This is a genomic window from Streptomyces sp. NPDC030838, assembly GCF_055572035.1.
Genome location: NZ_JBVIED010000001.1, coordinates 1,086,268 through 1,109,696, shown reverse-complemented (window position 1 = coordinate 1,109,696; position 23,429 = coordinate 1,086,268). Strand labels below are relative to the sequence as shown.

Here is a 23,429-nt window from a genome sequence, read left to right as displayed (position 1 = left end):
CGTAGTCGCCGGCCGGTGTGCGAGCAGGACGCGCACCGGCCGACGGCGGACCCACAGCAGACAGCCCACCAGCAGGACTGCACGAAGGGGAAGCCATGACAGCGACGACCGACGGAAGCACCGGGGCCCTGCCGCCCCGCGCTGCCGCGGCCAGCGAAACCGACACCACCCCCGCGGCGGCCGGGGCCCACGAAGCCGCCGTCCGTGCCACCTTGCGCGCCACCGACTTCCTGCTCTCCCGGCAGGACGCGGAGGGCTGGTGGAAGGGCGACCTGGAGACCAACGTCACCATGGACGCCGAGGACCTGCTGCTCCGCCAGTTCCTGGGCATCCGCGACGAGAGGACCACCCAGGCCGCCGCCCTCTTCATCAGAGGCGAACAGCGCGAGGACGGCACCTGGGCCACCTTCTACGGCGGCCCCGGAGAACTCTCCACCACCATCGAAGCGTACGTCGCCCTGCGGCTGGCCGGGGACGCCCCGGACGCGCCGCACATGGCGAAGGCCTCCGCGTGGATCCGCGCGCAGGGCGGGATCGCCGCCGCCCGGGTCTTCACCCGGATCTGGCTGGCCCTGTTCGGCTGGTGGAAGTGGGAGGACCTGCCCGAACTGCCGCCGGAGCTCATCTGGTTCCCGTCGTGGGTGCCGCTCAACATCTACGACTTCGGGTGCTGGGCCCGGCAGACCATCGTCCCGCTGACCATCGTCTCCGCGAAGCGCCCGGTCCGCCCCGCGCCCTTCCCGCTGGACGAGCTGCACACCGACCCGGCCCGCCCCAACCCGCCGAAACCGCTCGCCCCGGCGGCCAGTTGGGACGGCGCCTTCCAACGGCTCGACAAGGGCCTGCACGCCCTGCGCGGGGTGGTGCCCAAGCGGCTGCGCAAGGCCGCCATGAACGCCGCGGCCCGCTGGATCATCGAACGGCAGGAGAACGACGGCTGCTGGGGCGGCATCCAGCCGCCCGCCGTGTACTCGATCATCGCGCTGCACCTGCTCGGCTACGACCTCCAGCACCCGGTGATGCGGGAGGGCCTGGCCTCGCTGGACCGTTTCGCCGTCTGGCGCGAGGACGGCGCCCGGATGATCGAGGCCTGCCAGTCCCCGGTGTGGGACACCTGCCTCGCCACGATCGCCCTGGTCGACGCCGGGCTCCCCGCCGACCACCCGCAGCTGGTGAAGGCCGCCGACTGGATGCTGGGCGAGGAGATCGTCCGGCGCGGCGACTGGGCCGTACGCCGACCGGAACTCCCGCCGGGCGGCTGGGCGTTCGAGTTCCACAACGACAACTACCCCGACATCGACGACACCGCCGAGGTCGTCCTCGCGCTGCGCCGGGTCAGGCACCCCGAGCCGGAACGGGTGGAACGGGCGATCGGGCGAGGGGTGCGCTGGAACCTGGGCATGCAGTCGAGGAACGGCGCCTGGGGCGCCTTCGACGTCGACAACACCAGCCCCTTCCCCAACCGGCTGCCGTTCTGCGACTTCGGGGAGGTCATCGACCCGCCCTCGGCCGATGTCACCGCGCACGTCGTGGAGATGCTGGCCGTCGAGGGCCTGGCGCACGACCCGCGCACCCGGCGCGGCATCGACTGGCTGCTCGCCGAACAGGAGCCGGACGGCTCGTGGTTCGGACGCTGGGGCGTCAACTACATCTACGGCACCGGGTCGGTGGTGCCCGCCCTGACCGCCGCCGGCCTCCCGGCCTCGCACCCGGCGATCCGCCGCGCGGTGGCCTGGCTGGAGCAGGTCCAGAACGACGACGGCGGCTGGGGCGAGGACCTGCGCTCGTACAAGGACGTCAAGGGGTGGAGCGGCCGGGGCGCCTCGACCGCCTCGCAGACGGCGTGGGCGCTGATGGCCCTGCTGGCGGCCGGGGAGCGGGAGTCCAAGGCCGTCGAGCGCGGCATCGCCTGGCTGGCCGCGACCCAGCGGGAGGACGGCTCCTGGGACGAGCCGTACTTCACCGGCACCGGCTTCCCCTGGGACTTCTCCATCAACTACCACCTCTACCGGCAGGTCTTCCCGCTCACCGCGCTCGGCCGGTATCTGCACGGCGAGCCGTTCTCCGGCAAGCAGCCCGGCAAGCCGCTCGCCGAGGCCAAGGGGAGCTGATGACCGCGCAGCCCGCCCCGGCCCCGCTGCTGATCGCCTGTGCGCTCGGCATCGAACACCTGGCCCTGCGCCTGGGTGACCGAAGCGGCTCGGGCGGGCCCGTCACCGTGCTGCGGACCGGCATGGGGCCGAAGGCGGCCGAGCGCTCGGTCGGCCGGGTGCTGGCCGACCCGGCGCTCGCCGGTGCCGCCGTGCTGGCCACCGGCTTCTGCGCGGGGCTCGCCCCCGGCATGCACCCCGGCGACCTGGTCGTCGCCGAGGAGACCCGTGACCCGCGCGGCCGCACCCCGTGCGTGGGCACCGAGCTGCTGGTCAAGGAGCTGCTGCGCGCGGCACCCGGCCGCGCCGTCCACACCGGCCCGCTCACCGGCTCCGACCACGTGGTCCGCGGCCCGGAACGCGCCGATCTGCTGGCGACCGGCGCAATCGCGGTCGACATGGAGTCGGCGGCCACGCTTCTGAGCGCCGTGCGCAGGGGCGAGCGCCCGGTTGCGGCCGTCCGGGTGGTCGTGGACGCTCCAGAACATGAACTCGTCCGGATCGGCACGGTGCGCGGTGGAATATCGGCTTTCCGCGTCCTACGTTCCATCCTTCCCGCTTTCTTTGAATGGCACCGTAATGTGCTGCTCCCCAGGAGGTGAGCCCGATGGCCATGCCGCTGCGCCAGTCCATCAAGGTCGCTACATACTTGGCTGAACAGAAGCTCCGCCGGCGCGACAAGTTCCCGCTCATCGTCGAACTGGAGCCGCTCTTCGCCTGCAACCTCAAGTGCGAGGGCTGCGGCAAGATCCAGCATCCGGCGGGGGTGCTCAAGCAGCGCATGCCCGTCGCACAGGCCGTGGGAGCGGTGCTCGAATCCGGCGCGCCGATGGTGTCGATCGCCGGCGGTGAGCCCCTGATGCACCCTCAGATCGACGAGATCGTGCGCCAGTTGGTCGCCAGGCGGAAATACGTCTTCCTGTGCACCAATGCCATGCTGCTGCGCAAGAAGATGGACAAGTTCACGCCCTCGCCGTACTTCGCCTTCGCCGTGCACATCGACGGCCTGCGCGAGCGGCACGACGAGTCCGTGGCGAAGGAGGGCGTGTTCGACGAGGCCGTCGAGGCGATCAAGGAGGCCAAGCGGCGCGGCTTCCGGGTCACCACCAACTCGACCTTCTTCAACACCGACACCCCCCAGACGGTCGTCGAGGTGCTGAACTTCCTCAACGACGACCTCAAGGTCGACGAGATGATGATCTCGCCGGCGTACGCCTACGAGAAGGCGCCCGATCAGGAGCACTTCCTCGGCGTGGAGCAGACCCGCGAGCTGTTCAAGAAGGCCTTCTCGGGCGGCAACCGGCGCCGCTGGCGGCTCAACCACTCCCCGCTCTTCCTGGACTTCCTGGAGGGCAAGGTCGACTTCCCGTGCACCGCGTGGGCGATCCCCAACTACTCGCTCTTCGGCTGGCAGCGCCCCTGCTATCTGATGAGCGACGGCTATGTGCCGACCTACCGGGAGCTGGTCGAGGAGACCGACTGGGACAAGTACGGCCGCGGAAAGGACCCGCGGTGCGCCAACTGCATGGCCCACTGCGGCTACGAGCCCACCGCCGTCCTCGCCACCATGGGGTCCCTGAAGGAGTCCCTGCGGGCCATGCGCGAGACGGTCTCCGGAAACCGGGAGTGACATCATGACCGCCGTTCCCCTGGGCATCCCCGAGGTACCGGTCCGGCCGGTCGCCGAACGGCGCCCGTCCCGGCAGATCCACGTCGGGCCGGTGGCCGTCGGCGGCGGGGCCCCGGTCTCGGTGCAGTCGATGACGACGACCCGTACGTCGGACATCGGCGCCACCCTTCAGCAGATCGCCGAACTGACCGCCTCCGGCTGCCAGATCGTCCGGGTCGCCTGCCCCACCCAGGACGACGCGGACGCCCTCGCGACCATCGCCCGCAAGTCGCAGATCCCGGTGATCGCCGACATCCACTTCCAGCCGAAGTACGTCTTCGCCGCGATCGAGGCGGGCTGTGCGGCCGTACGCGTCAATCCGGGCAACATCAAGCAGTTCGACGACCGGGTGAAGGAGATCGCGCGGGCCGCGAAGGACCACGGCACGCCGATCCGGATCGGGGTCAACGCCGGTTCGCTGGACCGGCGGCTGCTGCAGAAGTACGGCAAGGCGACGCCGGAGGCGCTGGTCGAGTCGGCGCTGTGGGAGGCGTCGCTCTTCGAGGAGCACGACTTCCGGGACATCAAGATCTCGGTCAAGCACAACGACCCGGTCGTCATGATCGAGGCGTACCGGCAGCTCGCCGCCCAGTGCGACTACCCGCTGCACCTGGGGGTCACGGAGGCGGGCCCCGCCTTCCAGGGCACGATCAAGTCGGCGGTCGCCTTCGGCGCGCTGCTCTCCCAGGGTATCGGCGACACGATCCGGGTGTCCCTGAGCGCTCCGCCCGCCGAGGAGGTCAAGGTCGGCATCCAGATCCTGGAGTCGCTGGGCCTGCGGCAACGGCGGCTGGAGATCGTCTCCTGCCCGTCCTGTGGCCGGGCTCAAGTCGACGTCTACAAGCTCGCCGACGAGGTCACCGCCGGGCTCGAGGGCATGACGGTGCCCTTGCGGGTCGCCGTCATGGGGTGCGTGGTGAACGGCCCCGGCGAGGCCCGCGAGGCGGATCTCGGCGTCGCCTCCGGCAACGGCAAGGGGCAGATCTTCGTGAAGGGCCGGGTCGTCAAGACCGTTCCCGAGTCGAGGATCGTGGAGACCCTGATCGAGGAGGCGATGAAGATCGCCGAACAGATGGAACAGGACGGCGTCGCGTCGGGGGAGCCGGCCGTCACCGTGAGCTGACACTGCACGGACCGAAGGGGGCCGAGCGTGACCATTCTGGAGAGCATCCGGGGACCACGCGACCTGAATGCGCTGTCCGAGGCGCAACTGGCCGAACTGTCCGACGAGATCAGGGACTTCCTGGTGCACGCCGTCGCCAGGACCGGCGGCCATCTCGGGCCCAACCTGGGCGTGGTGGAACTGACCATCGCCCTGCACCGGGTCTTCGAGTCACCGGTCGACCGCATCCTGTGGGACACCGGTCACCAGAGCTACGTCCACAAGCTGCTGACCGGACGTCAGGACTTCTCCAAGCTGCGCGGCAAGGGCGGCCTGTCCGGCTACCCCTCGCGGGAGGAGTCCGAGCACGACGTCATCGAGAACAGCCACGCCTCCACCGCGCTCGGCTGGGCCGACGGCCTCGCCAAGGCCCGCGAGGTGCAGGGCGAGAAGGGCCATGTCGTCGCGGTCATCGGCGACGGGGCGCTCACCGGCGGCATGGCCTGGGAGGCGCTGAACAACATCGCGGCCGCGAAGGACCGGCCGCTGATCATCGTCGTCAACGACAACGAGCGGTCGTACGCCCCGACCATCGGCGGCCTCGCCAACCACCTTGCCACCCTGCGCACAACCGACGGCTACGAGAAGGCGCTGGCCTGGGGCAAGGACGTGCTGCTGCGCACGCCTGTCGTGGGCCATCCGCTGTACGAGGCCCTGCACGGCGCCAAGAAGGGCTTCAAGGACGCGTTCGCGCCGCAGGGCATGTTCGAGGACCTGGGTCTGAAGTACGTCGGGCCGATCGACGGGCACGACGTGAAGGCCGTCGAGTCGGCGCTGCGGCGTGCGAAACGCTTCCACGGGCCGGTGCTGGTGCACTGCCTCACCGAGAAGGGGCGCGGTTACGAACCCGCCCTCGCCCACGAGGAGGACCACTTCCACACCGTCGGCGTCATGGACCCGCTCACCTGCGAGCCGCTCAAGCCCTCCGGCGGGCCCTCCTGGACCTCGGTGTTCGGCGACGAGATCGTGCGGATCGGGGAGGAGCGCGAGGACGTCGTGGCGATCACGGCGGCCATGCTGCACCCTGTCGGCCTCGGAAAGTTCGCCCAGCGGTTCCCGGACCGGGTGTGGGACGTCGGCATCGCCGAGCAGCACGCCGCGGTCTCCGCCGCCGGGCTCGCGACCGGCGGGCTGCACCCCGTCGTCGCCGTCTACGCCACCTTCCTCAACCGGGCCTTCGACCAGCTGCTGATGGACGTGGCGCTGCACCGGTGCGGGGTGACCTTCGTGCTTGACCGGGCCGGGGTGACCGGCGTCGACGGCGCGTCCCACAACGGCATGTGGGACATGTCCATCCTCCAGGTCGTGCCAGGCCTCAGGATCGCCGCGCCGCGCGACGCCGACCAGCTGCGGGCCCAGCTGCGCGAGGCGGTCGCCGTCGACGACGCGCCGACCCTGGTGCGCTTCCCGAAGGAGTCGGTGGGGCCGGTCGTCCCCGCGGTGGACCGGGTGGGCGGCATCGACGTCCTGCACCGGAGCGAGGCGGCCGAGGTGCTGCTCGTCGCCGTCGGGGTGATGGCCCCGGTGTGCCTCCAGGCGGCGGAGCTGCTCGAGGCACGCGGGATCGGCTGCATGGTCGTCGACCCCCGGTGGGTCAAACCCGTCGACCCGGAGCTGCCCGGCCTCGCCGCCCGGCACCGCCTGGTCGCCGTCGTCGAGGACAACAGCCGGGCGGCCGGGGTCGGTTCGGCGATCGCGCTGGCGCTGGGCGACGCCGACGTGGACGTGCCGGTGCGCCGGTTCGGCATCCCGGAACAGTTCCTCCCCCACGCCAAGCGCGGCGAGGTGCTGGCCGACATCGGGCTCACGCCGGTCGAGATCGCGGGGCGGATCAGCGCGAGCCTGGCGGTCCGGGGGGAGCGGGGGACGGCCGACGCGGCTGTGGACCGGGAGCCGCCCGCGGCGGCGGACGGCGAGGGTGTGCCCGCGCAGGGAGCCGTACCGCACGCCCCGGCCGGGGACGCCGTCGAAGCACAGCCGTCCAAGGAGAGCCACGTATGACCACCGCGGAATCCGCGTCCCAGCCCTCGGAGCCGGCGCCCGCCGGGGAGTTCGACCTCGGCGCGCTGCTGGCCGAGCGCGGCGGCGAACGCTACGAGCTGCACGCCCGGTACCTGAACCACCAGTTGCCGCGCATGCTGCACACCATCGGCTTCGACAAGGTCTACGAGCGGGCCGAGGGCGCGTACTTCTGGGACGCGGACGGCAACGACTACCTCGACATGCTCGCCGGGTTCGGCGTGATGGGCCTCGGCCGCCACCACCCGGTCGTCCGCAAGGCGCTGCACGACGTCCTCGACGCGGACCTCGCCGACCTCACCCGCTTCGACTGCCAGCCGCTGCCGGGGCTGCTGGCCGAGCGGCTGCTCGCGCACAGCCCGCACCTGGACCGGGTGTTCTTCGGCAACAGCGGCACGGAGGCCGTCGAGACCGCGCTGAAGTTCGCCCGGTACGTCACCGGCAGGCCGAGGATCCTGTACTGCGCCCACGCCTTCCACGGACTGACCACCGGCTCGCTGTCCGTGAACGGCGAGTCCGGCTTCCGCGACGGCTTCGCCCCGCTGCTGCCGGACACGGCCGTCCCGCTCGGCGACCTCGACGCGCTGGCCCGGGAGCTGAAGCGGGGCGACGTCGCCGCGCTGATCGTCGAGCCGATCCAGGGCAAGGGCGTGTACGAGGCACCGCCCGGCTATCTGCGCGCCGCCCAGGAACTGCTGCACCGGCACAAGGCCCTGCTCATCGCCGACGAGGTGCAGACCGGACTCGGCCGCACCGGCGACTTCTACGCCTACCAGCACGAGGACGGCGTCGAGCCCGACCTGGTGTGCGTGGCCAAGGCGCTCTCCGGCGGCTATGTGCCGGTGGGCGCCACCCTGGGGAAGGACTGGATCTTCAAGAAGGTGTACTCGTCGATGGACCGTGTGCTGGTCCACTCGGCGAGCTTCGGGTCCAACGCCCAGGCCATGGCGGCGGGCCTGGCGGTGCTGTCGGTCATGGAGAACCAGCAGATCGTCGCCGGTGTCCGCGCCACCGGGGAGCTGCTCAGGTCCCGGCTCACCGCCCTGATCGACAAGTACGAGCTGCTCGCCGACGTACGCGGCCGGGGCCTGATGATCGGCATCGAGTTCGGCCGGCCCCGGTCGCTGAAGCTGCGCGGCCACTGGGCCATGCTCCAGACGGCCCGCAAGGGCCTGTTCGCGCAGATGGTGGTCGTGCCGCTGCTCCAGCGGCACCGGATCCTCACCCAGGTCTCCGGCGACCACCTGGAGGTGATCAAGCTGATCCCGCCGCTCATCATCGGGGAGCGGGAGGTGGACCGGTTCGTGGACGCCTTCACGGCCGTGATGGACGACGCGCACAGCGGCAGCGGGCTGATGTGGGACTTCGGCAAGACGCTGATGAAGCAGGCGGTGGCCAACCGGTAGCCGGGCTTCCTCTGGCTTTTGCCTCTCAGACAAGAAATTTGCCTCATGGGCAATGCTCCGGCTGAATGGAGTCATGAGCTCCTCCGCCGCCGAGCCCGGCTCCGAGCCGTCCGGTGACCTGACCACCATGGCCCCGCAGCTGCGCGCCCTGCGCCGCCGGGCCTCCCTCACCCTGGAGGCGGCGGCCCGCGCGGCCGGGCTGTCGCCCGCCCATCTCTCCCGGCTGGAGACCGGGCGGCGCCAGCCGTCGCTGCCCATGCTGCTGGCCCTCGCCCGTGTCTACGGTACGACCGTCTCCGAACTGCTCGGCGAGACGGTCGCCGACCGGGACGCCGTGGTGCGCGCCGCCGGCATGGAACCGACCGCGGCGGGTGGCTGGACGTACTGGCAGGCCGGTGCGCCGGGACGCGGCATGCAGGCGCTGCGCGTCCATGTGCCGCACGGCTCCCAGGGCGACATCGTGCGCGTGCACCCCGGCGAGGAGTGGCTGTACGTCCTCAAGGGGCGGCTGCGGCTGCGCCTCGGGGACACCGCGCACCGGCTCGGCCCGGGCGACAGCGCGCACTTCGACTCGCTGACCCCGCACCGCATCGCCGCGGAGGACCAGGACGGGGTCGACCTGCTCTTCGTCCACACGCTGTTGCAGAGCCCCACGGCCGCGCTCTGCCTCGGCCCCGCCACCCACCGCACCGGAGAGACGCCATGAGCCGAATCCAGCAGAAGTTCGACCGCCAGATCTCGGTGCGGCTGTTCATCTACGTCGTGGCGGGGCACGCCTTCGCCGCCTTCCTCTACCTGCTGTTCGCGGTCGGGGCGAAGTAGGCCCGACGGGAGCGGCCCGCCTCAGTCGAGCAGCCGCTCCCGCAGCCGCTCCCGGGTCTCCGGGGCGACCTTCAGGCCCTGTTCCAGGTAGGTGTCGACGCCGCCCCAGGTCTCCTCGATGGTGTCGAACGCCGCCGACAGATACTCGGCGCGCGCGTCGAAGAGCGGGCTGAGCAGCTCCATGACCTCGGGGGAGTAGGCGGCGGCGGAGCTGCTGCTGCGGTGGACCTTGTAGCGCCGGTGCTTGGCGTTGGACTCCAGGTAGTCGGCGAGGATCGCCTCGCGCTCGACGCCCAGGGCCAGCAGCGTCACCGCCACCGACAGACCCGCGCGGTCCTTGCCCGCCGCGCAGTGCATCAGGGCGGGCACGCTGTCCTCGGCGAGGGCGTGCAGCACCTGGGAGTGCTCCGCGGTGCGCTCCTTGATGATCATGCGGTACGAGGCGATCATCCGGCCGGCCGCCTGGCCGTCCCCGAGGATCTCCCGCAGCTGGTCCAGGTCGCCATCCCGCACCATCTTCCAGAACTCGGCGCCGTCGGCCGGGTCGCTCAGCGGCAGGTTCACATTGCGCACGCCCGGCAGTTCGACGTCCGGGCCCTCCAGCTTCTGGTCCGCCGCGTTGCGGAAGTCGAAGATCGTGTGCAGGCCCAGGGAGGAGAGGAACACCGCGTCCTCGGCGGTGGCGTGCGCGAGATGGCCACTGCGGTAGAGCACTCCGTACCGCACCCGGCGTCCGTCGACGGTCGGCAGGCCGCCCACGTCACGGAAGTTGCGCACTCCGGCCAGTTCGGGCTCGGTCGACGGGACCTGCTGCGTCACGTGGGCTCCTCCCAGTCGGCCCCGCCGGCGCTGCTCGTCGGCGGGCACGCCTCCGACCATACGACATGGATTCCTGAGGCAATGAGTTGTCCACAGGCGGCATACCCGGCCGGGCGGTGCGGTCCACAGATGTTGCCGAGAAGCACCTCGCGCCTCCACGGCTGCGCCCTCGGCTGGTCCGGCTTCTGGCGGATCGGCGTTGCCCAACTGCCCCCCGCGCGCGTGCAAGGCCGAGTCCCTGGTGCACTACCAGACGGGACGAAAGCGGACGGAATTCCGCAATCGGCTCGCACTGACAGAGTCGTACGAACGACGCGAAACGGGCGAAGTGTGCCGAGGTGCCGTGCTGCCGCGGCCCGGCCTGCATGGCGACCTCGATGCGATGGTTCTCCACCTCCGCCGCATCTGAGTGAACTGTCCGAATTGGCGCCTTCGTTGTAACTCGCTCTGGATCAAAGAGTTCTGGAGCGGTGTCACGTGAGGAGCGTCATATCCGTGACGGTGAGTCGTCCGTCATGTTCACGTAATTCATGCGTCTTTCAAGGGCGTTTGCGCGCAGAGAAGGCTCTGTAATCCACAGAGGGTGACCGCGAATTCCGTGACGGAAAAGATCGAAAAGCGCCCGTGGGCAACCTTTCGCTTGTCCCTGTGCGTCTTGGTCGCTTACGTTCCACACCGATCCAGGCGGAACGCCGAATCCTGCCGCCGCCTGGTCTCCGCGCAAACTCACCCGTGCACGGCAGGAGCGGGGGACCCACAGGTACACCGCCTGCTCCGGTCTCCGGAAACAGGCTTGGGGTCAAGCCGCGCCTCGGCGCGGCCGGACATCTCCAGTCCGCACCCGACAGCTCACCTCGCAGGCGCCGGAGAGGAATTCGCCATGCCCGCGAAGGGTAAGCACCGCCGTCCGAAGACCCAGCGCTTCACCCGTTCCATCGCCGTCGCCGGAACCGGTGGCGCCGCGCTCGCCCTGCCCCTGATGGGGGCCGCCGGCGCCCAGGCCGCCACCCCGCAGTCCGTTCCCGAAAAGGCCGTCCAGTCGGTCGCCTCCGTCCAGAAGACGGCGGAGAAGAAGGCCGCCGTGAAGAACTCCGGTGTGCGTACCTACACCGTGCAGTCGGGCGACTTCCTCTCGAAGATCGCCGACGAGCAGAATGTCGCCGGCGGCTGGCAGAAGCTCTACGCCGACAACCGCGACGCCGTCGGCGAGGACCCGTCGCTGATCCACCCCGGCCTGAAGCTCTCCCTCGGCAAGAAGGCCGCCGCGGCCGCGCCGAAGTCCTCGTCCTCCGAGGCCGCCAAGCCGGCGCAGCCGTCGCAGTCGACGCAGCGCTCCGACTCCTCGGCGCCGTCCGAGTCCTCCCAGGCGGCCGAGTCGTCGTCCTCCGAGGCCTCCACGGCCGCCCAGACCACCACCGCCTCCACCGGTTACACCGCCCCCGTCGCCGGCGCCGGCGTCGGCACCGCCTACAAGGTGGCGGGCAGCATGTGGTCCAGCGGTTACCACACCGGTGTCGACTTCGTCGTCCCGACCGGCACCTCGCTCAAGGCCGTCGGCGCGGGCACCGTCGTCTCCGCCGGCTGGGCCGGCGCGTACGGCAACCAGGTCGTCATCAAGCTCGCCGACGGCTACTACGCCCAGTACGCCCACCTGTCCTCGCTCTCGGTGTCGGCCGGCCAGTCCGTGACCGCGGGCCAGCAGGTCGGTCTCTCGGGTTCGACCGGCAACTCGACCGGCCCGCACCTGCACTTCGAGATCCGCACCACCCCGAACTACGGCTCGGACGTGGACCCGGTCTCCTACCTCCGCACGAAGGGCGTCTCCCTCTGACCCCATCCCGCCGCGCCGGTTCCTGACCCCGGCCGCACGCGCCACCGAAGGCCGGACCCCGATCCCCGGGTCCGGCCTTCGGTGTTTCGTTGCGATGGTGTGGCGGGGGTGCGCGGGGGATCGACAAGGGCGTGAGTGCCGGGACACAGTGATCCCTGTCGATGGAGCAAGCGCTTTCCCTCCCGTAAGGAGCCGTATCCCGTGACGACCACACGCAGGGCTTTCGGAGCCCTGGCCGCCGGTGCCGCCCTGGCCGCTCTCGCCCCGGCCGGGACCGCGCAGGCCGCGCCCCGCCGGCGCCGTCTCGTCGCCCGCGACGACTTCCGCCACGGCCTCGGCCAGTGGGTCACCGAACTCCAGGACGGGGGCACGGTCACGGCCTCCCGCGGGGTGCTGGACATCGACGTGCCCAGCGGGGCGACGGTGTGGTTCAGACAGCGGCTGCAAGGGCCGTACGTCCTGGAGTACACCGCCACCGCGGTCTCGGCGGGCGGCGCCAACGACCGTGTCTCGGACCTCAACAACTTCTGGAACGCGACCGACGTCCGCTCCCCGGACGACCTCTTCGCCACCCCGCGCGGCGGCGCGCTGGCCGAGTACGACCACCTGACGACGTACTACGCGGGATACGGCGCCAACTACAACACCACCACCCGGCTGCGCCGGTACGTCGGCGAGGCCGGGGTCCGGCCGCTTGTGTACGACTACACCGAGCCGCTGCTCGTGCCGAACGAGCCGAACCGGGTGCGGATCGTCTCCGCCGGATCGACCGTCCAGTGGTGGAACAACGGGCGGCTCGTCTTCGACTACACCGACCCCGAGCCGTACACCGCGGGGCACTTCGCCTTCCGCACGGTGTGGAGCCATTTCCGGGTCAGCGACTTCCGGGTGTGGCGGCTTATTCCGTAGTTGACCAATCTTTGAAGAGTGGCTTATCTCACCGCCCGTCAACCCCTGCCTACGGTCGCGTAGGTCACATTCGAAGGTGAATCATGAGCCGACGTGGCAGACGATTCGAAGAATGACAGCAGATCAGTGATCGGGTCGTACGTGGCGGTGGGGGACAGCTTCACCGAGGGCGTCGGCGACCCCGGCCCCGACGGGGCGTTCGTCGGCTGGGCCGACCGGCTCGCGGTGCTGCTCGCGGACCGGCGGCCCGAGGGCGACTTCCGGTACACCAACCTCGCCGTGCGCGGAAAGCTGCTCGACCAGATCGTGGCGGACCAGGTGCCGCGGGCCGTCGAACTGGCGCCCGACCTGGTCTCCTTCTGTGCCGGTGGCAACGACATCATCCGGCCCGGCACCGACCCCGACGACGTCGCCGAGCGCTTCGAGCGGGCGGTCGCCGCGCTGACCGCTGCGGCGGGCACCGTGCTCGTCACGACCGGCTTCGACACTCGCGGCGTGCCCCTGCTCAAGCACCTGCGCGGAAAGATCGCGACGTACAACGGGCACGTCCGGGCCGTGGCCGACCGGTACGGCTGCCCCGTACTCGACCTGTGGTCCCTGAAGTCCGTCCAGGACCGCCGGGCCTGGGACGACGACCGGCTGCACCTCTCGCCCGAGGGCCACACCCGGGTCGCGCTGCGCGCCGGCCAGGCGCTGGGCCTGCCCGTCCCCGCCGACCCCGAACAGCCCTGGCCGCCGCTCCCGCCGCGCGGCACCCTGGAGGTCCGGCGGGACGACGTGCACTGGGCGCGCGAGTACCTGGTGCCGTGGATCGGCCGCCGCCTGCGCGGCGAATCCTCCGGCGACCACGTCACCGCCAAGGGCACCCTGTCGCCGGACGACATCAAGATGCGGATCGCGTCGGTGGCGTGAGCCGCGGTCCCGCCCGGGTGCGGGTTGTATGGGGTTCCGTGCGAGATCGAGGCCGCTGTAACGCTCACGGCGGTGCGCGAACTCGACGGAGCCCCACCCGGCCTAGGCGTTCGACAGTCCCAGCTCCCGGGCCAGTGCCTCGTCCACCCACCGCTGTGCCCGCGCGCGCGAGACCGTGCCCCCGTACGACGTGAGTTGTACGGCGAGCCCGTCGAGCAGGGCGGTGAGGCGCAGCGCGGTGCCCGCCGGGTCCGCGCACCGGAACTCGCCCGCGGCCACGCCCTCGGCGATGACCTCGGTCAGGGCGGCCTTCCACTGCCGGTCGAGGTCCCGGGTGACCTCGCGCAGCGCGGGTTCGCGCAGCGCCGCCGCCCAGCCCTCGATCCACAGCCGCCAGCCCTTGGCCTGGCCCGTGGGGGCGTACCACCGTACGGCCGCGCGGAGCCGGCGCAGCGCGGTGGTGCGGCGGCCCAGTAGCCCGCGCAGACGGGCGAGATCGTCCTCGGCGGCGTACGCGAACGCGGCGGCGACCAGCTTCTCCTTCGTCGAGAAGTGGTAGAGGACCAGCGCGTTGCTCACCCCGAGCGCCGAGGCCACGTCCGCGATCCGGACCGCCGCCACGCCCCGCGCCTCTATCTGCTCCACCGCGGCCCGCAGCAACTCCTCGCGCCGCTCCGCCACGCTCAACCGCACTCTCGCCACTCGGTCACCCTAACGGCCCGTCACCGGTACCACCCGAACCGCTCGGCGAGCACCGGCAGCCGCTCCCCGGCGAGCGCGTGCGCGGCGGCCCGCGGGGTGGTCCCGTCGGCCTCCGCGCGGGCCAGCATCCGGTCGGTCAGCGCGCGCAGCGCACGGCGGACGTGACCGAACGCCTCGTCCGCGTCCGCGCCGACGTCCCCGAACAGCGTCCACCACCACCAGGCGTTCGTCCCGGAGTTGACCACGACGTCCGGCAGCACGGTCACGCCCCGCGCGGACAGCCGTTCCTCCGCCTCGGGGAGGACGGGCAGGTTGGCGGCCTCCGCGATCCACCGGGCGGTGATCCGCCCCTCGTTGGCCGAGTCGATCGCGTAGGAGACCGCCGCCGGGACGAGCACCTCCGCGTCCGCCGACAGCCAGGCGTCGCCGGGCAGTGCACGATCGCCGGGGCGCAGCGCGGAGCGGTCCACGGTGCCGTACGCGTCCCGCGCGGCGAGCAGCGCCTCGACGTCCAGGCCCGCCGGGTTGGCGAGCGTGCCCTCGACATCGGCGACGGCCACGACGGTCAGCCCCGCGCGGGCGAGGAAGCGAGCCGTGGCGCCGCCCATGGTGCCCAGTCCCTGGACGGCGACCCGGGTACCGGAGTACGCCACTCCGGCCCGGTCCAGGGCGGTCAGCACCGCCTCGGCGACCCCGCAGCCGCCGACCAGCTCGGCCAGGCCGATCCCGTCCACCTCGACGGCGAAGGCGTCCGCGAGCCGCTCGCGGGCGGCGGCCTCGTCGTCGAGCAGCGGATGGACGGCCTGGACGGAGGAGACCAGCCCGGCCTCCGCGGCGGCCCGGTCCACCAGCTCCTGGGTCAGGCCGAGGTCCTCGCCGGTGGTCCAGAAGCTCTCGACGTACGGCCGCACCGCCCGCAGATACCGCACCAGCACCCCGTACGCCGCCGGGTCGCGCGGATCGCAGTCGATGCCACCCTTGGCGCCGCCCAGCGGGACGTACCGGCTCGAGGGGTCGTAGTGCAGCGCCTCCTTCATGGTCATCCCGCGGGCGAGCCCGGCGACCTCGTCCAGCGTGCAGCCCGCCCGCATCCGCAGGCCGCCGCTGGACACCCCGCGCACCAGCCGGTCGACGACCAGGAAGCCCCGGTGGCCGGTGACATGGTCGGTCCAGGTGAGCGAGAGCAGGGGGTCGGGCACGGCGGGCTCCTGGAGGGGGACTTACTGAATGGCGAGTCAGTATCGGGACCGTCCTCCGGACCTGTCAACGCGGTGTCGGCGGGGCGGACCATAATGGGAGCCTCACCGACTCCACCTGGAGGTACCGTGGCCGGCTTCCGATCCCTGAGCTCCGGGCTGCGCGCCCTGCGGCCCGAGGCCTTCGGCGCGGACCCCGGCGGTGAGCGCCTCGCGCGGATCCGCAGATCGCCCCACTTCAAGGACGGCGTCTTCCAGAACCCGGGCGGACCCGCCCGGACCCGGCCGTCCGGCTCGGCCCGCGAGTTCGCGAAGGTCTACTTCGACAAGGACGCCCGCCCCCGCCGCACCCCCCAGGGCGGTGTGCCGGTCCACCCCACCACCCTCGCCGACATCGCCAAGCCCCCCGCCACCGGGCTGCGGCTGACCTGGATGGGCCACTCCAGCGTCCTCGCCGAGATCGACGGGCAGCGGGTGCTCTTCGACCCCGTCTGGGGCGAGCGCTGCTCCCCGTTCCCCTTCGCCGGCCCACGCCGGCTGCACCCCGTACCGCTCCCGCTGGCGGCACTCGGCCCGGTCGACGTCGTCGTCATCTCGCATGATCACTACGATCACCTGGACCTGCCCACGATCAAAGCGCTGGCCGGCACGGACACCCTCTTCGCCGTGCCGCTCGGCGTGGGCGCCCACCTGGAGGCCTGGGGCGTCTCCCCGGCCCGCCTGCGCGAACTGGACTGGTACGAGTCGACCCGGGTCGGCGGTCTCACCCTCACCGCCACCCCGGCCCGCCACTTCTGCGGCCGAGGCCTGCGCAACACCCAGCACACCCTCTGGGCGTCCTGGTCCGTCGCCGGCGAGGAGCACCGCATATTCCACAGCGGCGACACCGGGTACTTCACGGGCTTCCAGGAGATCGGCGCCGCGTACGGCCCCTTCGACGCCACGATGATCCAGATCGGGGCGTACAGCGACTTCTGGCCCGACATCCACATGACCCCCGAGGAGGGCGTTCGGGCCCACCTCGACCTCCAGGGCGGCAGCCCGGGCGGGGTGCTCCTGCCGATCCACTGGGGCACGTTCAACCTGGCGCCGCACGCGTGGGCGGAGCCCGGGGAGTGGACCAAGGACGCCGCGGAGGAGGCCGGTCAGGCGGTCGCTCTGCCCCGCCCCGGCGAACCCTTCGAACCGAGCGGCAAGCTGCCTGCCGAGCCATGGTGGCGCGCGGTGTCCGCGTCGATCGAGCGTCCGTGGCGCGGGCCCCAGCCCGTGCAGGCTCCCGCCGAGGCCCCAAGGGACGAGCTTGACCTGGCGGGTGATCGGTGACGGCGGGCGAGGACGACCTCACCGGGATCGTGCGCCTGCCGGCCCGTATCCCGAAGGTTCGTTCCCTGTTGTCGTCCGGACTCGCATCGTGGATCGCTGAGCTACGGCTACGTACCGAAGTCCCCCGCGCATTCGCCGGAGGCGGGGGCATGCCATAGGGGAGCCACGCCCACTCCAGTGCGCGCACGCCGAGCTGTATGCGCGAAGAGCGCGCGCAACTCGGTGGCGTCTGGAGTGGAAATCAGGAAGGCTCGCGCGCATGGTCTCGGTATTGCAGAACGTTGCGATCGACTGTGCGGATGCCTATGAACTGGCCCTGTTCTGGAGCAGGGTGACTGGCCGTCCGCTGCACCCGGAGGACAGACCGGGTGATCCGGAGGTTCAGGTGCTGCTGGCGGAGGGCCCAGTGCTGTACTTCAACCAGGTGCCCGAGGCCAAGACGATCAAAAACCGGATCCATCTGTGTCTGCGCCCTGAGACCTCGCGTGAGCAGGAGGTGGAACGGCTGCTGGGCCTCGGTGCCACCCTTGTCACCGATCGCCGGAATCCCGATGGCTCTGGCTGGGCCGTCCTTGCTGATCCCGAAGGCAACGAGTTCTGCGTTCTGCGCAGCGAGTCCGACCGAGCCGCCATGACTTCCTGACGCTTCCGCGGCCATTCTGGCGGGACCTTCTCCAGGACGGGCTCGAACTGCGGGGAGTCCCCGCGCTGCCCAGCGGTGACACGACCGGCGTGGGCTTTTGTCCTTGCTCGGTGGCGATGCCGCCGGGCGGCTTCTTTTGCAGGTCCCCCTTTTCCTCGTCCCGGCGGCGTGCTGGTGGGCCCGGCAGACCGTGAAGTCCACAGCCCCGGCGGTCACCGGGTGCAGGGCCGGGGCGACGACGCGCACCGTGACGTGGCTGCGGCGAAGGCGCTGTAGGCGGCCTGCTCGGTTGTCGTGCAGATCCACTGGGCCACGTTCAACCTGGCTCCGCATGCGTGGGCGGAGCCGGGGGAGTGGGCGAACGGCGCGGCCGAGGAGGCCGGCCAGGCGGTGGCGTTCCTCCGACCTGGCGCGCCGTTCGAGCCTGCGGGGAGGCTGCCTTCTGATCCCTGGTGGCGTGGGGTGTCCCATCCGATCGCCCCCCCGTGGCGCCGCCGCCCCCCACGTACCGAGGTCGCGGCCGAGACGCGGCACGTATCAGTGCTGATGGTAGCCATGGGCCCCGTACAGGCGGACGAAATGGGCAGGCGTGACCGTCGCGCGGTGCACCAGACCGCGGGCTCCTCGCTCGTACAGTTCGACCTGGTCCCGTCCACCCGGGCCGATGGGCTGGACGAGCCGGCCGCCGGTCCGCAGTTGTGCGACCAGCGGCTCCGGTACCTCGGGGAAGGCCGCGCAGACGATGACGGCGTCGTACGGAGCACGGGCCGGCACACCGAGGGTCCCGTCGCCGAGGACGATCGCGGCGTTCTCGATGCTGTGCCCGGCGAGCCGGCGGCGGGCCTCCTCGGCCAGATCCGGCCAGCGTTCGACGCTGACCACATACGCGGCGAGGCGGGCCAGCAGAGCGGTCTGCCAGCCGTAGCCGGTGCCGACCTCCAGGACGCGTTCGCCTCCGGTGAGGCCGAGCGCGGACACCATCATGGCGACCAGCGAGGGCTGGGTGGTCACCTGGTCGTGCGGGAGCGGTACGGGCGTGTCCCAGTAGGCGGACGCCACGTGCTCGGCGGGGACGAACTCCGCCCGCGGGGTGACCCGGACGGCCTCGAGCAGCCGTTCGTCCGTCACCCCGACGGCCCGCGCCGCTCGGACCAGATCCTCGGGAGATGACTCATGCCCCATGGGTCTGCGCAATGTTCAGGTGAGGCTGGTGATCAGCAAGAGTGCTTCCGAGCCTGTCAGCAGCACCCGACGGTTGTCCGCGGAAAACTCCCTGAATCCGGCGACGACGGCCCGGGTCGGGATCGCATGCCCTTCCATGCTCCCAGGGTCCGCTCGCGGACCGACCCGCGCTACTCAACCCGGGGACCAGCGACGAGTCAGCAGGTGAGTCTCAGGCCGCTCAACACACCGAGCACACGGCACACCGAGACACACGGCGGCGCTCGCCGCGATCGGTCTGGTGGCGGTGCTGACCGGCGCGGCCATCGGAACGCTGCTGTTGCGGGTGAGCATCACCGCGACCCTGCTGGTCGCGGCGGCCGGTGTCCTGGGAGGCATGGGAGGCATGGGAGGCATGGGAGGATACGCGGCCCGCCCGGCACCCCGGCACCCCGGCGGCCACCGGACGCGTGACGCACACGTTCCCCAGGACGGCCGTTCCCGTCCCGGGATCACCCGTGGTTCACCCGCGGTCCACGCGGTGGGACGGTCCTTCCGTGCCGCCCGGCGCGGGATGGCGGGTCTGGTCCCCGCGGGGGAGGCGCCAGGCCAGAAGGCCGACGGCCACCGCCAAGGCGAGCAGCAGCCAGGAGCAGCCCATGAGCGCCGCGGTGAAGTCCCGCTCGTCCAGCCGCGCCCCCGTGTCCTGTGGATCGGCGCCGAGGAGGGCGACGAAGAGCGCACCGAGTACGGCGACCCCGAGGGAACTCGCGAGCTGGTTCGTGGTGAGCACCATTCCGGACCCCGCCCCGGCGTCCTCGCGGCGGACGGTGGCCAGGACGACCCCGATGAGCGGCGCCGAGACGATCCCCTGTCCGGCCCCGGACACCAGCAGCGCGGGCGCCACGGCGAGGGCCGTGAGAGGTCCGGAGGACGCCGGGCCCGGCACCAGGGTGGCGATGAGCACGACGTAGCCGATCGCCATGGTCACAGCGCCGACCAGAAGGACCCGGCTGCCGTACCGGGCGGTGAGCCGGCGGCTCGCCATTGACGCGGCGGCGAACCCGACGCCCAGCGGCAGGAACCCGATGCCGGAGGCGAGCGGCGACAGGTGCAGGCCGTCCTGGAACACGTAGGCCAGCAGCAGGAACAGCCCGTAGTTGCCGCTGTAGAAGATCAGGGCGATGGCCAGCCCGATCCGGAACCCGGGCCTGCGGAAGAGCGACGGAGGGACCAGTGGCGCTGCGGCCCGGTTCTCCCGTCGACGCTCGGCGTACCACAGCGCGACCAGGGCCAGGGCCGACCCCGCGAAGGCCGGCCAGACCCAGACGGGCCAGCCGTCGGCGCTGCCCCGGATGAGCGGGAAGATCAGCAGCGTCATGGCGACCGCTGTCAGCAGCAGTCCCGGGATGTCCAGAGGGTGCCGCCGGGCGAGCCTGCGCTTTGGGAGCGTGGCGGGTACGCATGCCGCCACGGCGAGCCCGACGGGCACGTTGACCAGGAACACCGACCGCCACCCCAGACCGAGGACGTCCATGCGGATCAGGGCGCCGCCGATGATCTGCCCGAGGACCGCCCCCAGTCCCAGCGTCGCCCCGTACAGCGCGAGAGGCCGGGCCCGCTCCTCCGACGGGAAGATCACCTGGATCAGCGCCAGCACCTGCGGCAGCATGAGGGCTGCCGCCAGCCCCTCGCCGAGTCGTAGGGCGATGAGCACACCGGCCGACGGCGCCACCGCGCATCCGGCGGAGAACGCCGTGAACCCCAGCACGCCCAGGAGGAAGACGCGTTTTTGGCCATACGAGTCGCCCAGCCGCGCCCCGGTGGTCAGCGCCACGGCGTACGCCAGGACGTATCCGCTGATTACCACCTGAATGTCGTCGAAACTCGCGTGCAGGTCACGCTGGATGGACGGGGCGGCGACGTTGACGATCAGCACGTCGAGGATGCCCATGAACGCCGCCAGAAGCAGCACGGCCAGCGCCCCGCGCCGCCGCGGGCCTGGCGGCCGGTCCGGGGCTCGCGTCATGGGGCGCCTCACCTGATGTTCCGGGCCGGTCACACGCGTGCGATGCGTAGCGGGACGACATGCCAGTGGGTTTCGACGGTTCCCGGGCCGGCGGCGACACGAGTGCGCATCCCGGCGGCGAACGCCTCCTCCACGGCGTCGACCTCGCCGTCGGCGCGGCCGGTCTCACGGCTGAGGTCCCGGCTGAGGTCCAGCGCGCTGGACAGGGAGGCTGGAACGCCGCCCGGCCGCGCATAGCCGCGGCCCATGGCGCCCTCGACGCCAAGAGGAGTGACCGATCCACTCATGGAGACCTCGTTCACCAGCAGTCGCGGCCCCTCCGACCACCATAGCCGTGGCCCGGCGAGCCGCCACCCGCACTCGCCCTGAGGTGGGGTCAGGAGCCAACCGTGGTGGCGCACCTAGGCAGTCTCGTTTGGATCAGTGGGACGTTGATCTGGGCACGCCGCTGGGGCCCGCAAAAGGGCCCCAGCGGCCGAGCCGCACGACCACGCCATCGGCCGGTCGCGCGGGGGACTCACAACGAAGATCCATCTTGCTGCGGACGGCCGCTGTCGTCCCCTCGCGTTCGTCCTGACCGGCGGCCAAGCGGGCGACGCACCCACTTACATGGAGGTCATGGCCGACGTCCGTGTACCGCGTCGCCGCGGACGGCCCCGAACCAGGCCGGACGTAGTCATGGCCGACAAGGCGTATTCCTCCCGCGCGATCCGCGACCACCTGAGCAAGCGTGGCATCCGTGCGGTGATCCGCGTGCCAGCAGATCAACGTGGCCATCGGCTGCGGCGGGGCAGCCGGGGCGGGAGACCGCCGGCGTTCGACCGCGAGACCTATAAACAGCGCAACACCGTCGAACGGCGCATCAACCGCCTGAAGCAGTGGCGCGGCATCGCCACGCGCTACGAGACCCTGCTGACTCAGGGAAGCTGTGTGGTGTCAGCTGACGTGGATCGGTACACCCATTGTCAGACGCTGTTGGCAGCATCACCGCTATGAACGCCATCCGTACCACCCCGCCGCGGCCAGTCGACGTGACCGCGCTCTTCCCTCAACTGGCCCGCTGGCCCGCTGGCCCGCTGGCCCGCTGGCGCGCACGGCGACCCGGCTGCACCCGCGCCCCGGGGCCCCGACCGTGCACGACAGCTCCGTCGGTGGCCCGCTCCTGTGGCCCGCCGACGAACCGTGGCCGCACTGCGGAGGACCGCACGAGAGGAGTGCGACACGCAGGGTTCTGTCCCCGGATGACATCCGGCTCCTCCGCCATAACCACGCGGTGATGGCAAGCCGACGGCACCTCGGCAGCCCGGCCTCCCGGCCCACGCCCGCACCGCGGTCTTCTGGCGCTCCGCCACCACCGTCACCGACGTCGTCGACGGGCCGCCCGAACCGCCCGCGATCAAGTCCCAGGGCTATCTCCCGGAGCCCTCCCTGCTGGCACCGGAGCAGGTCACGGAGTACCCCGCCTTCATGGAGCTGGACAAGGAGCTGCGGCAGGAGCTGGGCGACCCTAGCCGGTGGGACGGCTGCTGCCCTGCCACCCCGCAGGAGTTCTACGGAAACGAGCTGTCCACTTCGCCCGGCTGGAAGACCGGCGGCTGGTCCCGCTGGGGCCTCTCCGACCCCATGCCCCGCCGCTGCCCGGAGTGCGGCACCGAGGCGCTCCCGCTCTTCCCTCAACCAGCCCCGCTGGCGCGGCCGGAGTCGCCGACCGTGCACGACAGCTCCGTCGGCGGGCCGCTCCTGTGGCCCGCCGAGGAACTGGAGACCTTGGAGCGGATCAGGGCGGGCCGCCCGTGGTTCGACGGCCCGATCCCTCCTCCCCGTCGCCCAGCTGTACGCCCGCGACGTTCCCTTCCCCTGCCGGCCCGACGCGGACCTCCTCCAAATCCTGTGGTGCCCCTTCGCTGCAACTGCACGTCTGCCGCAAGGGCGTTGAGTCCTCGCAGTGGTTCGGCCGTGTCATCGCCGGGTCGTCGAGCAGCCGCCGCACGAATCGTGATCCTCGTAGGAGCTGCCGCGCCCGGGGGGGCCAAGGGGCTACCGTCAGGTGGCGTCAGGTTGATGGGAGGCCGGGTGGGCGGCGTGCCGAGGGCCGGTGAAGTATTGCGCGTCCTTGGGGCGCGCGCTGTCGTGAGGCATGGGGCGGGGGGACTGTGTCATGTGGGGTATGTACTTGGAGCAGTGGATATAGGCTTCCTCGACGCTCAGGTGCACCCACAGCTCGGGGCCGCGCCCCGGTGCGACGTCGGACGGCAGTCCGGGGTGGAGTGAGCGCAGGTTCGTGTCGGTGTACAGGCGGGCCACGCCGTTGACGTGAAGGCCGATCCGGTCGTGGGTGAAGTCCACGAACAGCATGCCGAGGTGGGGGTTCTCCATGATGTTGCCCGCGCTGGCGAGCACACCGTTCCCCCGGAATTCCGGGTAGGCCAGGGTGTGTTCGTCAATCACGTGGACGAATCCCGGCGGGCCCGCTCGGAAGCTGGCGTCGCACTCCCCCCGCGCGTCGGAGGTGGCCAGGAAGACCATGGACTGGCGGCCTATGAAGTCCCGCATCTGGGGTGTGAGGCAGGGACGCACTTGCTGGTCGTAGAACCTGTGGGCGCGGTCGGCGGTGCCCAGTTGCTGCTGCAGAAGGTGTTCGCCTGCTGATCCGAAGGGCGTCGGGCGCGAAGTCAC

21 protein-coding genes, 3 pseudogenes and 1 riboswitch are annotated in these 23,429 nt (G+C 71.4%); of the genes and pseudogenes, 16 read left to right on the top strand and 8 right to left on the bottom strand.

All coding sequences use genetic code 11. From position 1 onward, the window contains the following. The first annotated feature begins 95 nt into the window (after window positions 1-95). The 8 genes from shc (at window position 96) to ACZ42A_RS04965 (ending at window position 9,228) form a co-directional block, all read left to right on the top strand. The gene (gene shc / locus ACZ42A_RS05000; RefSeq protein ID WP_468525713.1) at window positions 96-2,111 is read left to right on the top strand and encodes a squalene--hopene cyclase; all 2,016 of its coding nucleotides are present in this window, start codon (window positions 96-98) and stop codon (window positions 2,109-2,111) included. Next, window positions 2,111-2,752: a phosphorylase family protein gene (locus tag ACZ42A_RS04995; protein WP_468525712.1), complete on the top strand. Its 642-nt coding sequence runs from the start codon at window positions 2,111-2,113 to the stop codon at window positions 2,750-2,752. The genes shc and ACZ42A_RS04995 overlap by 1 nt, the downstream gene beginning before the upstream one ends. 5 nt (window positions 2,753-2,757) lie before the next feature. After that, window positions 2,758-3,780 carry an adenosyl-hopene transferase HpnH gene (gene hpnH / locus ACZ42A_RS04990; RefSeq protein ID WP_468525711.1) on the top strand — a complete coding sequence of 341 codons (1,023 nt, stop codon included), beginning with the start codon at window positions 2,758-2,760 and terminating at the stop codon, window positions 3,778-3,780. A gap of 4 nt (window positions 3,781-3,784) precedes the next feature. Continuing rightward, on the top strand, window positions 3,785-4,942 hold the full coding sequence (ispG, locus tag ACZ42A_RS04985; RefSeq protein ID WP_468525710.1) for a flavodoxin-dependent (E)-4-hydroxy-3-methylbut-2-enyl-diphosphate synthase: 1,158 nt from the start codon (window positions 3,785-3,787) through the stop codon (window positions 4,940-4,942). Between the two features lie 27 nt (window positions 4,943-4,969). Beyond that, window positions 4,970-6,982: a 1-deoxy-D-xylulose-5-phosphate synthase gene (dxs, locus tag ACZ42A_RS04980; RefSeq protein WP_468525709.1), complete on the top strand. Its 2,013-nt coding sequence runs from the start codon at window positions 4,970-4,972 to the stop codon at window positions 6,980-6,982. Then, entirely contained in the window at window positions 6,979-8,406 is a 1,428-nt protein-coding gene (locus tag ACZ42A_RS04975) for an aspartate aminotransferase family protein (protein ID WP_468525708.1), read from the top strand. The genes dxs and ACZ42A_RS04975 overlap by 4 nt, the downstream gene beginning before the upstream one ends. 73 nt (window positions 8,407-8,479) lie before the next feature. Continuing rightward, window positions 8,480-9,112: a helix-turn-helix domain-containing protein gene (locus tag ACZ42A_RS04970; protein WP_468525707.1), complete on the top strand. Its 633-nt coding sequence runs from the start codon at window positions 8,480-8,482 to the stop codon at window positions 9,110-9,112. Beyond that, entirely contained in the window at window positions 9,109-9,228 is a 120-nt protein-coding gene (locus ACZ42A_RS04965; RefSeq protein WP_468525706.1) for a DUF6126 family protein, read from the top strand. Before ACZ42A_RS04970 ends, ACZ42A_RS04965 begins: the two co-directional genes overlap by 4 nt. A gap of 21 nt (window positions 9,229-9,249) precedes the next feature. Here the strand turns inward: ACZ42A_RS04965 and ACZ42A_RS04960 are convergent, their stop codons facing one another. After that, window positions 9,250-10,047 carry a tyrosine-protein phosphatase gene (locus ACZ42A_RS04960; RefSeq protein ID WP_468525705.1) on the bottom strand — a complete coding sequence of 266 codons (798 nt, stop codon included), beginning with the start codon at window positions 10,045-10,047 and terminating at the stop codon, window positions 9,250-9,252. A gap of 717 nt (window positions 10,048-10,764) precedes the next feature. Continuing rightward, a riboswitch (cyclic di-AMP (ydaO/yuaA leader) is annotated at window positions 10,765-10,923 on the top strand. A 4-nt stretch (window positions 10,924-10,927) separates the two neighbouring features. Between ACZ42A_RS04960 and ACZ42A_RS04955 the strand changes: the two genes are divergently transcribed. From ACZ42A_RS04955 to ACZ42A_RS04945, 3 genes are all read left to right on the top strand, one after another. Then, window positions 10,928-11,878: a M23 family metallopeptidase gene (locus ACZ42A_RS04955; protein ID WP_468525704.1), complete on the top strand. Its 951-nt coding sequence runs from the start codon at window positions 10,928-10,930 to the stop codon at window positions 11,876-11,878. Window positions 11,879-12,079: 201 nt separating this feature from the next. Next, window positions 12,080-12,787, top strand: coding sequence for a DUF6250 domain-containing protein (locus ACZ42A_RS04950; protein WP_468525703.1), 708 nt, complete (start codon window positions 12,080-12,082; stop codon window positions 12,785-12,787). A gap of 126 nt (window positions 12,788-12,913) precedes the next feature. Next, the gene (locus ACZ42A_RS04945) at window positions 12,914-13,699 is read left to right on the top strand and encodes an SGNH/GDSL hydrolase family protein (RefSeq protein ID WP_468526141.1); all 786 of its coding nucleotides are present in this window, start codon (window positions 12,914-12,916) and stop codon (window positions 13,697-13,699) included. Window positions 13,700-13,801: 102 nt separating this feature from the next. Here the strand turns inward: ACZ42A_RS04945 and ACZ42A_RS04940 are convergent, their stop codons facing one another. Then, window positions 13,802-14,401 carry a TetR/AcrR family transcriptional regulator gene (locus ACZ42A_RS04940; protein ID WP_468525702.1) on the bottom strand — a complete coding sequence of 200 codons (600 nt, stop codon included), beginning with the start codon at window positions 14,399-14,401 and terminating at the stop codon, window positions 13,802-13,804. Window positions 14,402-14,421: 20 nt separating this feature from the next. Then, window positions 14,422-15,600: a Glu/Leu/Phe/Val dehydrogenase dimerization domain-containing protein gene (locus tag ACZ42A_RS04935; protein ID WP_468525701.1), complete on the bottom strand. Its 1,179-nt coding sequence runs from the start codon at window positions 15,598-15,600 to the stop codon at window positions 14,422-14,424. Between the two features lie 126 nt (window positions 15,601-15,726). Between ACZ42A_RS04935 and ACZ42A_RS04930 the strand changes: the two genes are divergently transcribed. From ACZ42A_RS04930 to ACZ42A_RS04920, 3 genes and pseudogenes are all read left to right on the top strand, one after another. Beyond that, window positions 15,727-16,920 carry an MBL fold metallo-hydrolase gene (locus ACZ42A_RS04930; RefSeq protein WP_468525700.1) on the top strand — a complete coding sequence of 398 codons (1,194 nt, stop codon included), beginning with the start codon at window positions 15,727-15,729 and terminating at the stop codon, window positions 16,918-16,920. Window positions 16,921-17,179: 259 nt separating this feature from the next. Beyond that, complete coding sequence (locus tag ACZ42A_RS04925; protein ID WP_468525699.1) at window positions 17,180-17,563, top strand: VOC family protein; 384 nt, start codon at window positions 17,180-17,182, stop codon at window positions 17,561-17,563. 288 nt (window positions 17,564-17,851) lie between these two features. Then, window positions 17,852-18,091, top strand: a pseudogene (locus tag ACZ42A_RS04920) (MBL fold metallo-hydrolase); the annotation flags it as partial. 9 nt (window positions 18,092-18,100) lie between these two features. On the opposite strand, the gene ACZ42A_RS04915 reads toward ACZ42A_RS04920, so the two are convergent. The 4 genes from ACZ42A_RS04915 to ACZ42A_RS04900 form a co-directional block, all read right to left on the bottom strand. Beyond that, window positions 18,101-18,745 carry a protein-L-isoaspartate(D-aspartate) O-methyltransferase gene (locus ACZ42A_RS04915; protein WP_468525698.1) on the bottom strand — a complete coding sequence of 215 codons (645 nt, stop codon included), beginning with the start codon at window positions 18,743-18,745 and terminating at the stop codon, window positions 18,101-18,103. Between the two features lie 15 nt (window positions 18,746-18,760). Continuing rightward, entirely contained in the window at window positions 18,761-18,883 is a 123-nt protein-coding gene (locus ACZ42A_RS04910) for a hypothetical protein (protein ID WP_468525697.1), read from the bottom strand. Window positions 18,884-19,247: 364 nt separating this feature from the next. Beyond that, the gene (locus ACZ42A_RS04905; protein WP_468525696.1) at window positions 19,248-20,753 is read right to left on the bottom strand and encodes an MFS transporter; all 1,506 of its coding nucleotides are present in this window, start codon (window positions 20,751-20,753) and stop codon (window positions 19,248-19,250) included. Between the two features lie 29 nt (window positions 20,754-20,782). Continuing rightward, a complete protein-coding gene (locus ACZ42A_RS04900; protein WP_468525695.1) occupies window positions 20,783-21,040 on the bottom strand; it encodes a hypothetical protein in 258 nt (85 codons plus the stop codon). Between the two features lie 154 nt (window positions 21,041-21,194). Between ACZ42A_RS04900 and ACZ42A_RS04895 the strand changes: the two are divergent. Both ACZ42A_RS04895 and ACZ42A_RS04890 read left to right on the top strand, forming a co-directional pair. Continuing rightward, window positions 21,195-21,749 (top strand): annotated as a pseudogene (locus ACZ42A_RS04895) (IS5 family transposase); the annotation flags it as partial. A gap of 627 nt (window positions 21,750-22,376) precedes the next feature. Beyond that, window positions 22,377-22,656 (top strand): annotated as a pseudogene (locus tag ACZ42A_RS04890) (hypothetical protein); the annotation flags it as partial. A 140-nt stretch (window positions 22,657-22,796) separates the two neighbouring features. On the opposite strand, the gene ACZ42A_RS04885 reads toward ACZ42A_RS04890, so the two are convergent. Next, entirely contained in the window at window positions 22,797-23,429 is a 633-nt protein-coding gene (locus tag ACZ42A_RS04885) for a pyridoxamine 5'-phosphate oxidase family protein (protein WP_468525694.1), read from the bottom strand.

Excerpts from the sequence above, each read along its gene's own strand:
- ACZ42A_RS04905 (WP_468525696.1), bottom strand. The coding sequence starts at position 20,753 with ATGACGCGAGCCCCGGACCGGCCGCCAGGCCCGCGGCGGCGCGGGGCG.
- ACZ42A_RS04965 (WP_468525706.1), top strand. The coding sequence starts at position 9,109 with ATGAGCCGAATCCAGCAGAAGTTCGACCGCCAGATCTCGGTGCGGCTG.
- ispG (WP_468525710.1), top strand. The coding sequence starts at position 3,785 with ATGACCGCCGTTCCCCTGGGCATCCCCGAGGTACCGGTCCGGCCGGTC.
- ACZ42A_RS04915 (WP_468525698.1), bottom strand. The coding sequence starts at position 18,745 with ATGGGGCATGAGTCATCTCCCGAGGATCTGGTCCGAGCGGCGCGGGCC.
- ACZ42A_RS04955 (WP_468525704.1), top strand. The coding sequence starts at position 10,928 with ATGCCCGCGAAGGGTAAGCACCGCCGTCCGAAGACCCAGCGCTTCACC.
- shc (WP_468525713.1), top strand. The coding sequence starts at position 96 with ATGACAGCGACGACCGACGGAAGCACCGGGGCCCTGCCGCCCCGCGCT.
- ACZ42A_RS04975 (WP_468525708.1), top strand. The coding sequence starts at position 6,979 with ATGACCACCGCGGAATCCGCGTCCCAGCCCTCGGAGCCGGCGCCCGCC.
- hpnH (WP_468525711.1), top strand. The coding sequence starts at position 2,758 with ATGGCCATGCCGCTGCGCCAGTCCATCAAGGTCGCTACATACTTGGCT.
- ACZ42A_RS04995 (WP_468525712.1), top strand. The coding sequence starts at position 2,111 with ATGACCGCGCAGCCCGCCCCGGCCCCGCTGCTGATCGCCTGTGCGCTC.
- ACZ42A_RS04900 (WP_468525695.1), bottom strand. The coding sequence starts at position 21,040 with ATGAGTGGATCGGTCACTCCTCTTGGCGTCGAGGGCGCCATGGGCCGC.
- ACZ42A_RS04910 (WP_468525697.1), bottom strand. The coding sequence starts at position 18,883 with ATGGAAGGGCATGCGATCCCGACCCGGGCCGTCGTCGCCGGATTCAGG.
- ACZ42A_RS04925 (WP_468525699.1), top strand. The coding sequence starts at position 17,180 with ATGGTCTCGGTATTGCAGAACGTTGCGATCGACTGTGCGGATGCCTAT.
- ACZ42A_RS04970 (WP_468525707.1), top strand. The coding sequence starts at position 8,480 with ATGAGCTCCTCCGCCGCCGAGCCCGGCTCCGAGCCGTCCGGTGACCTG.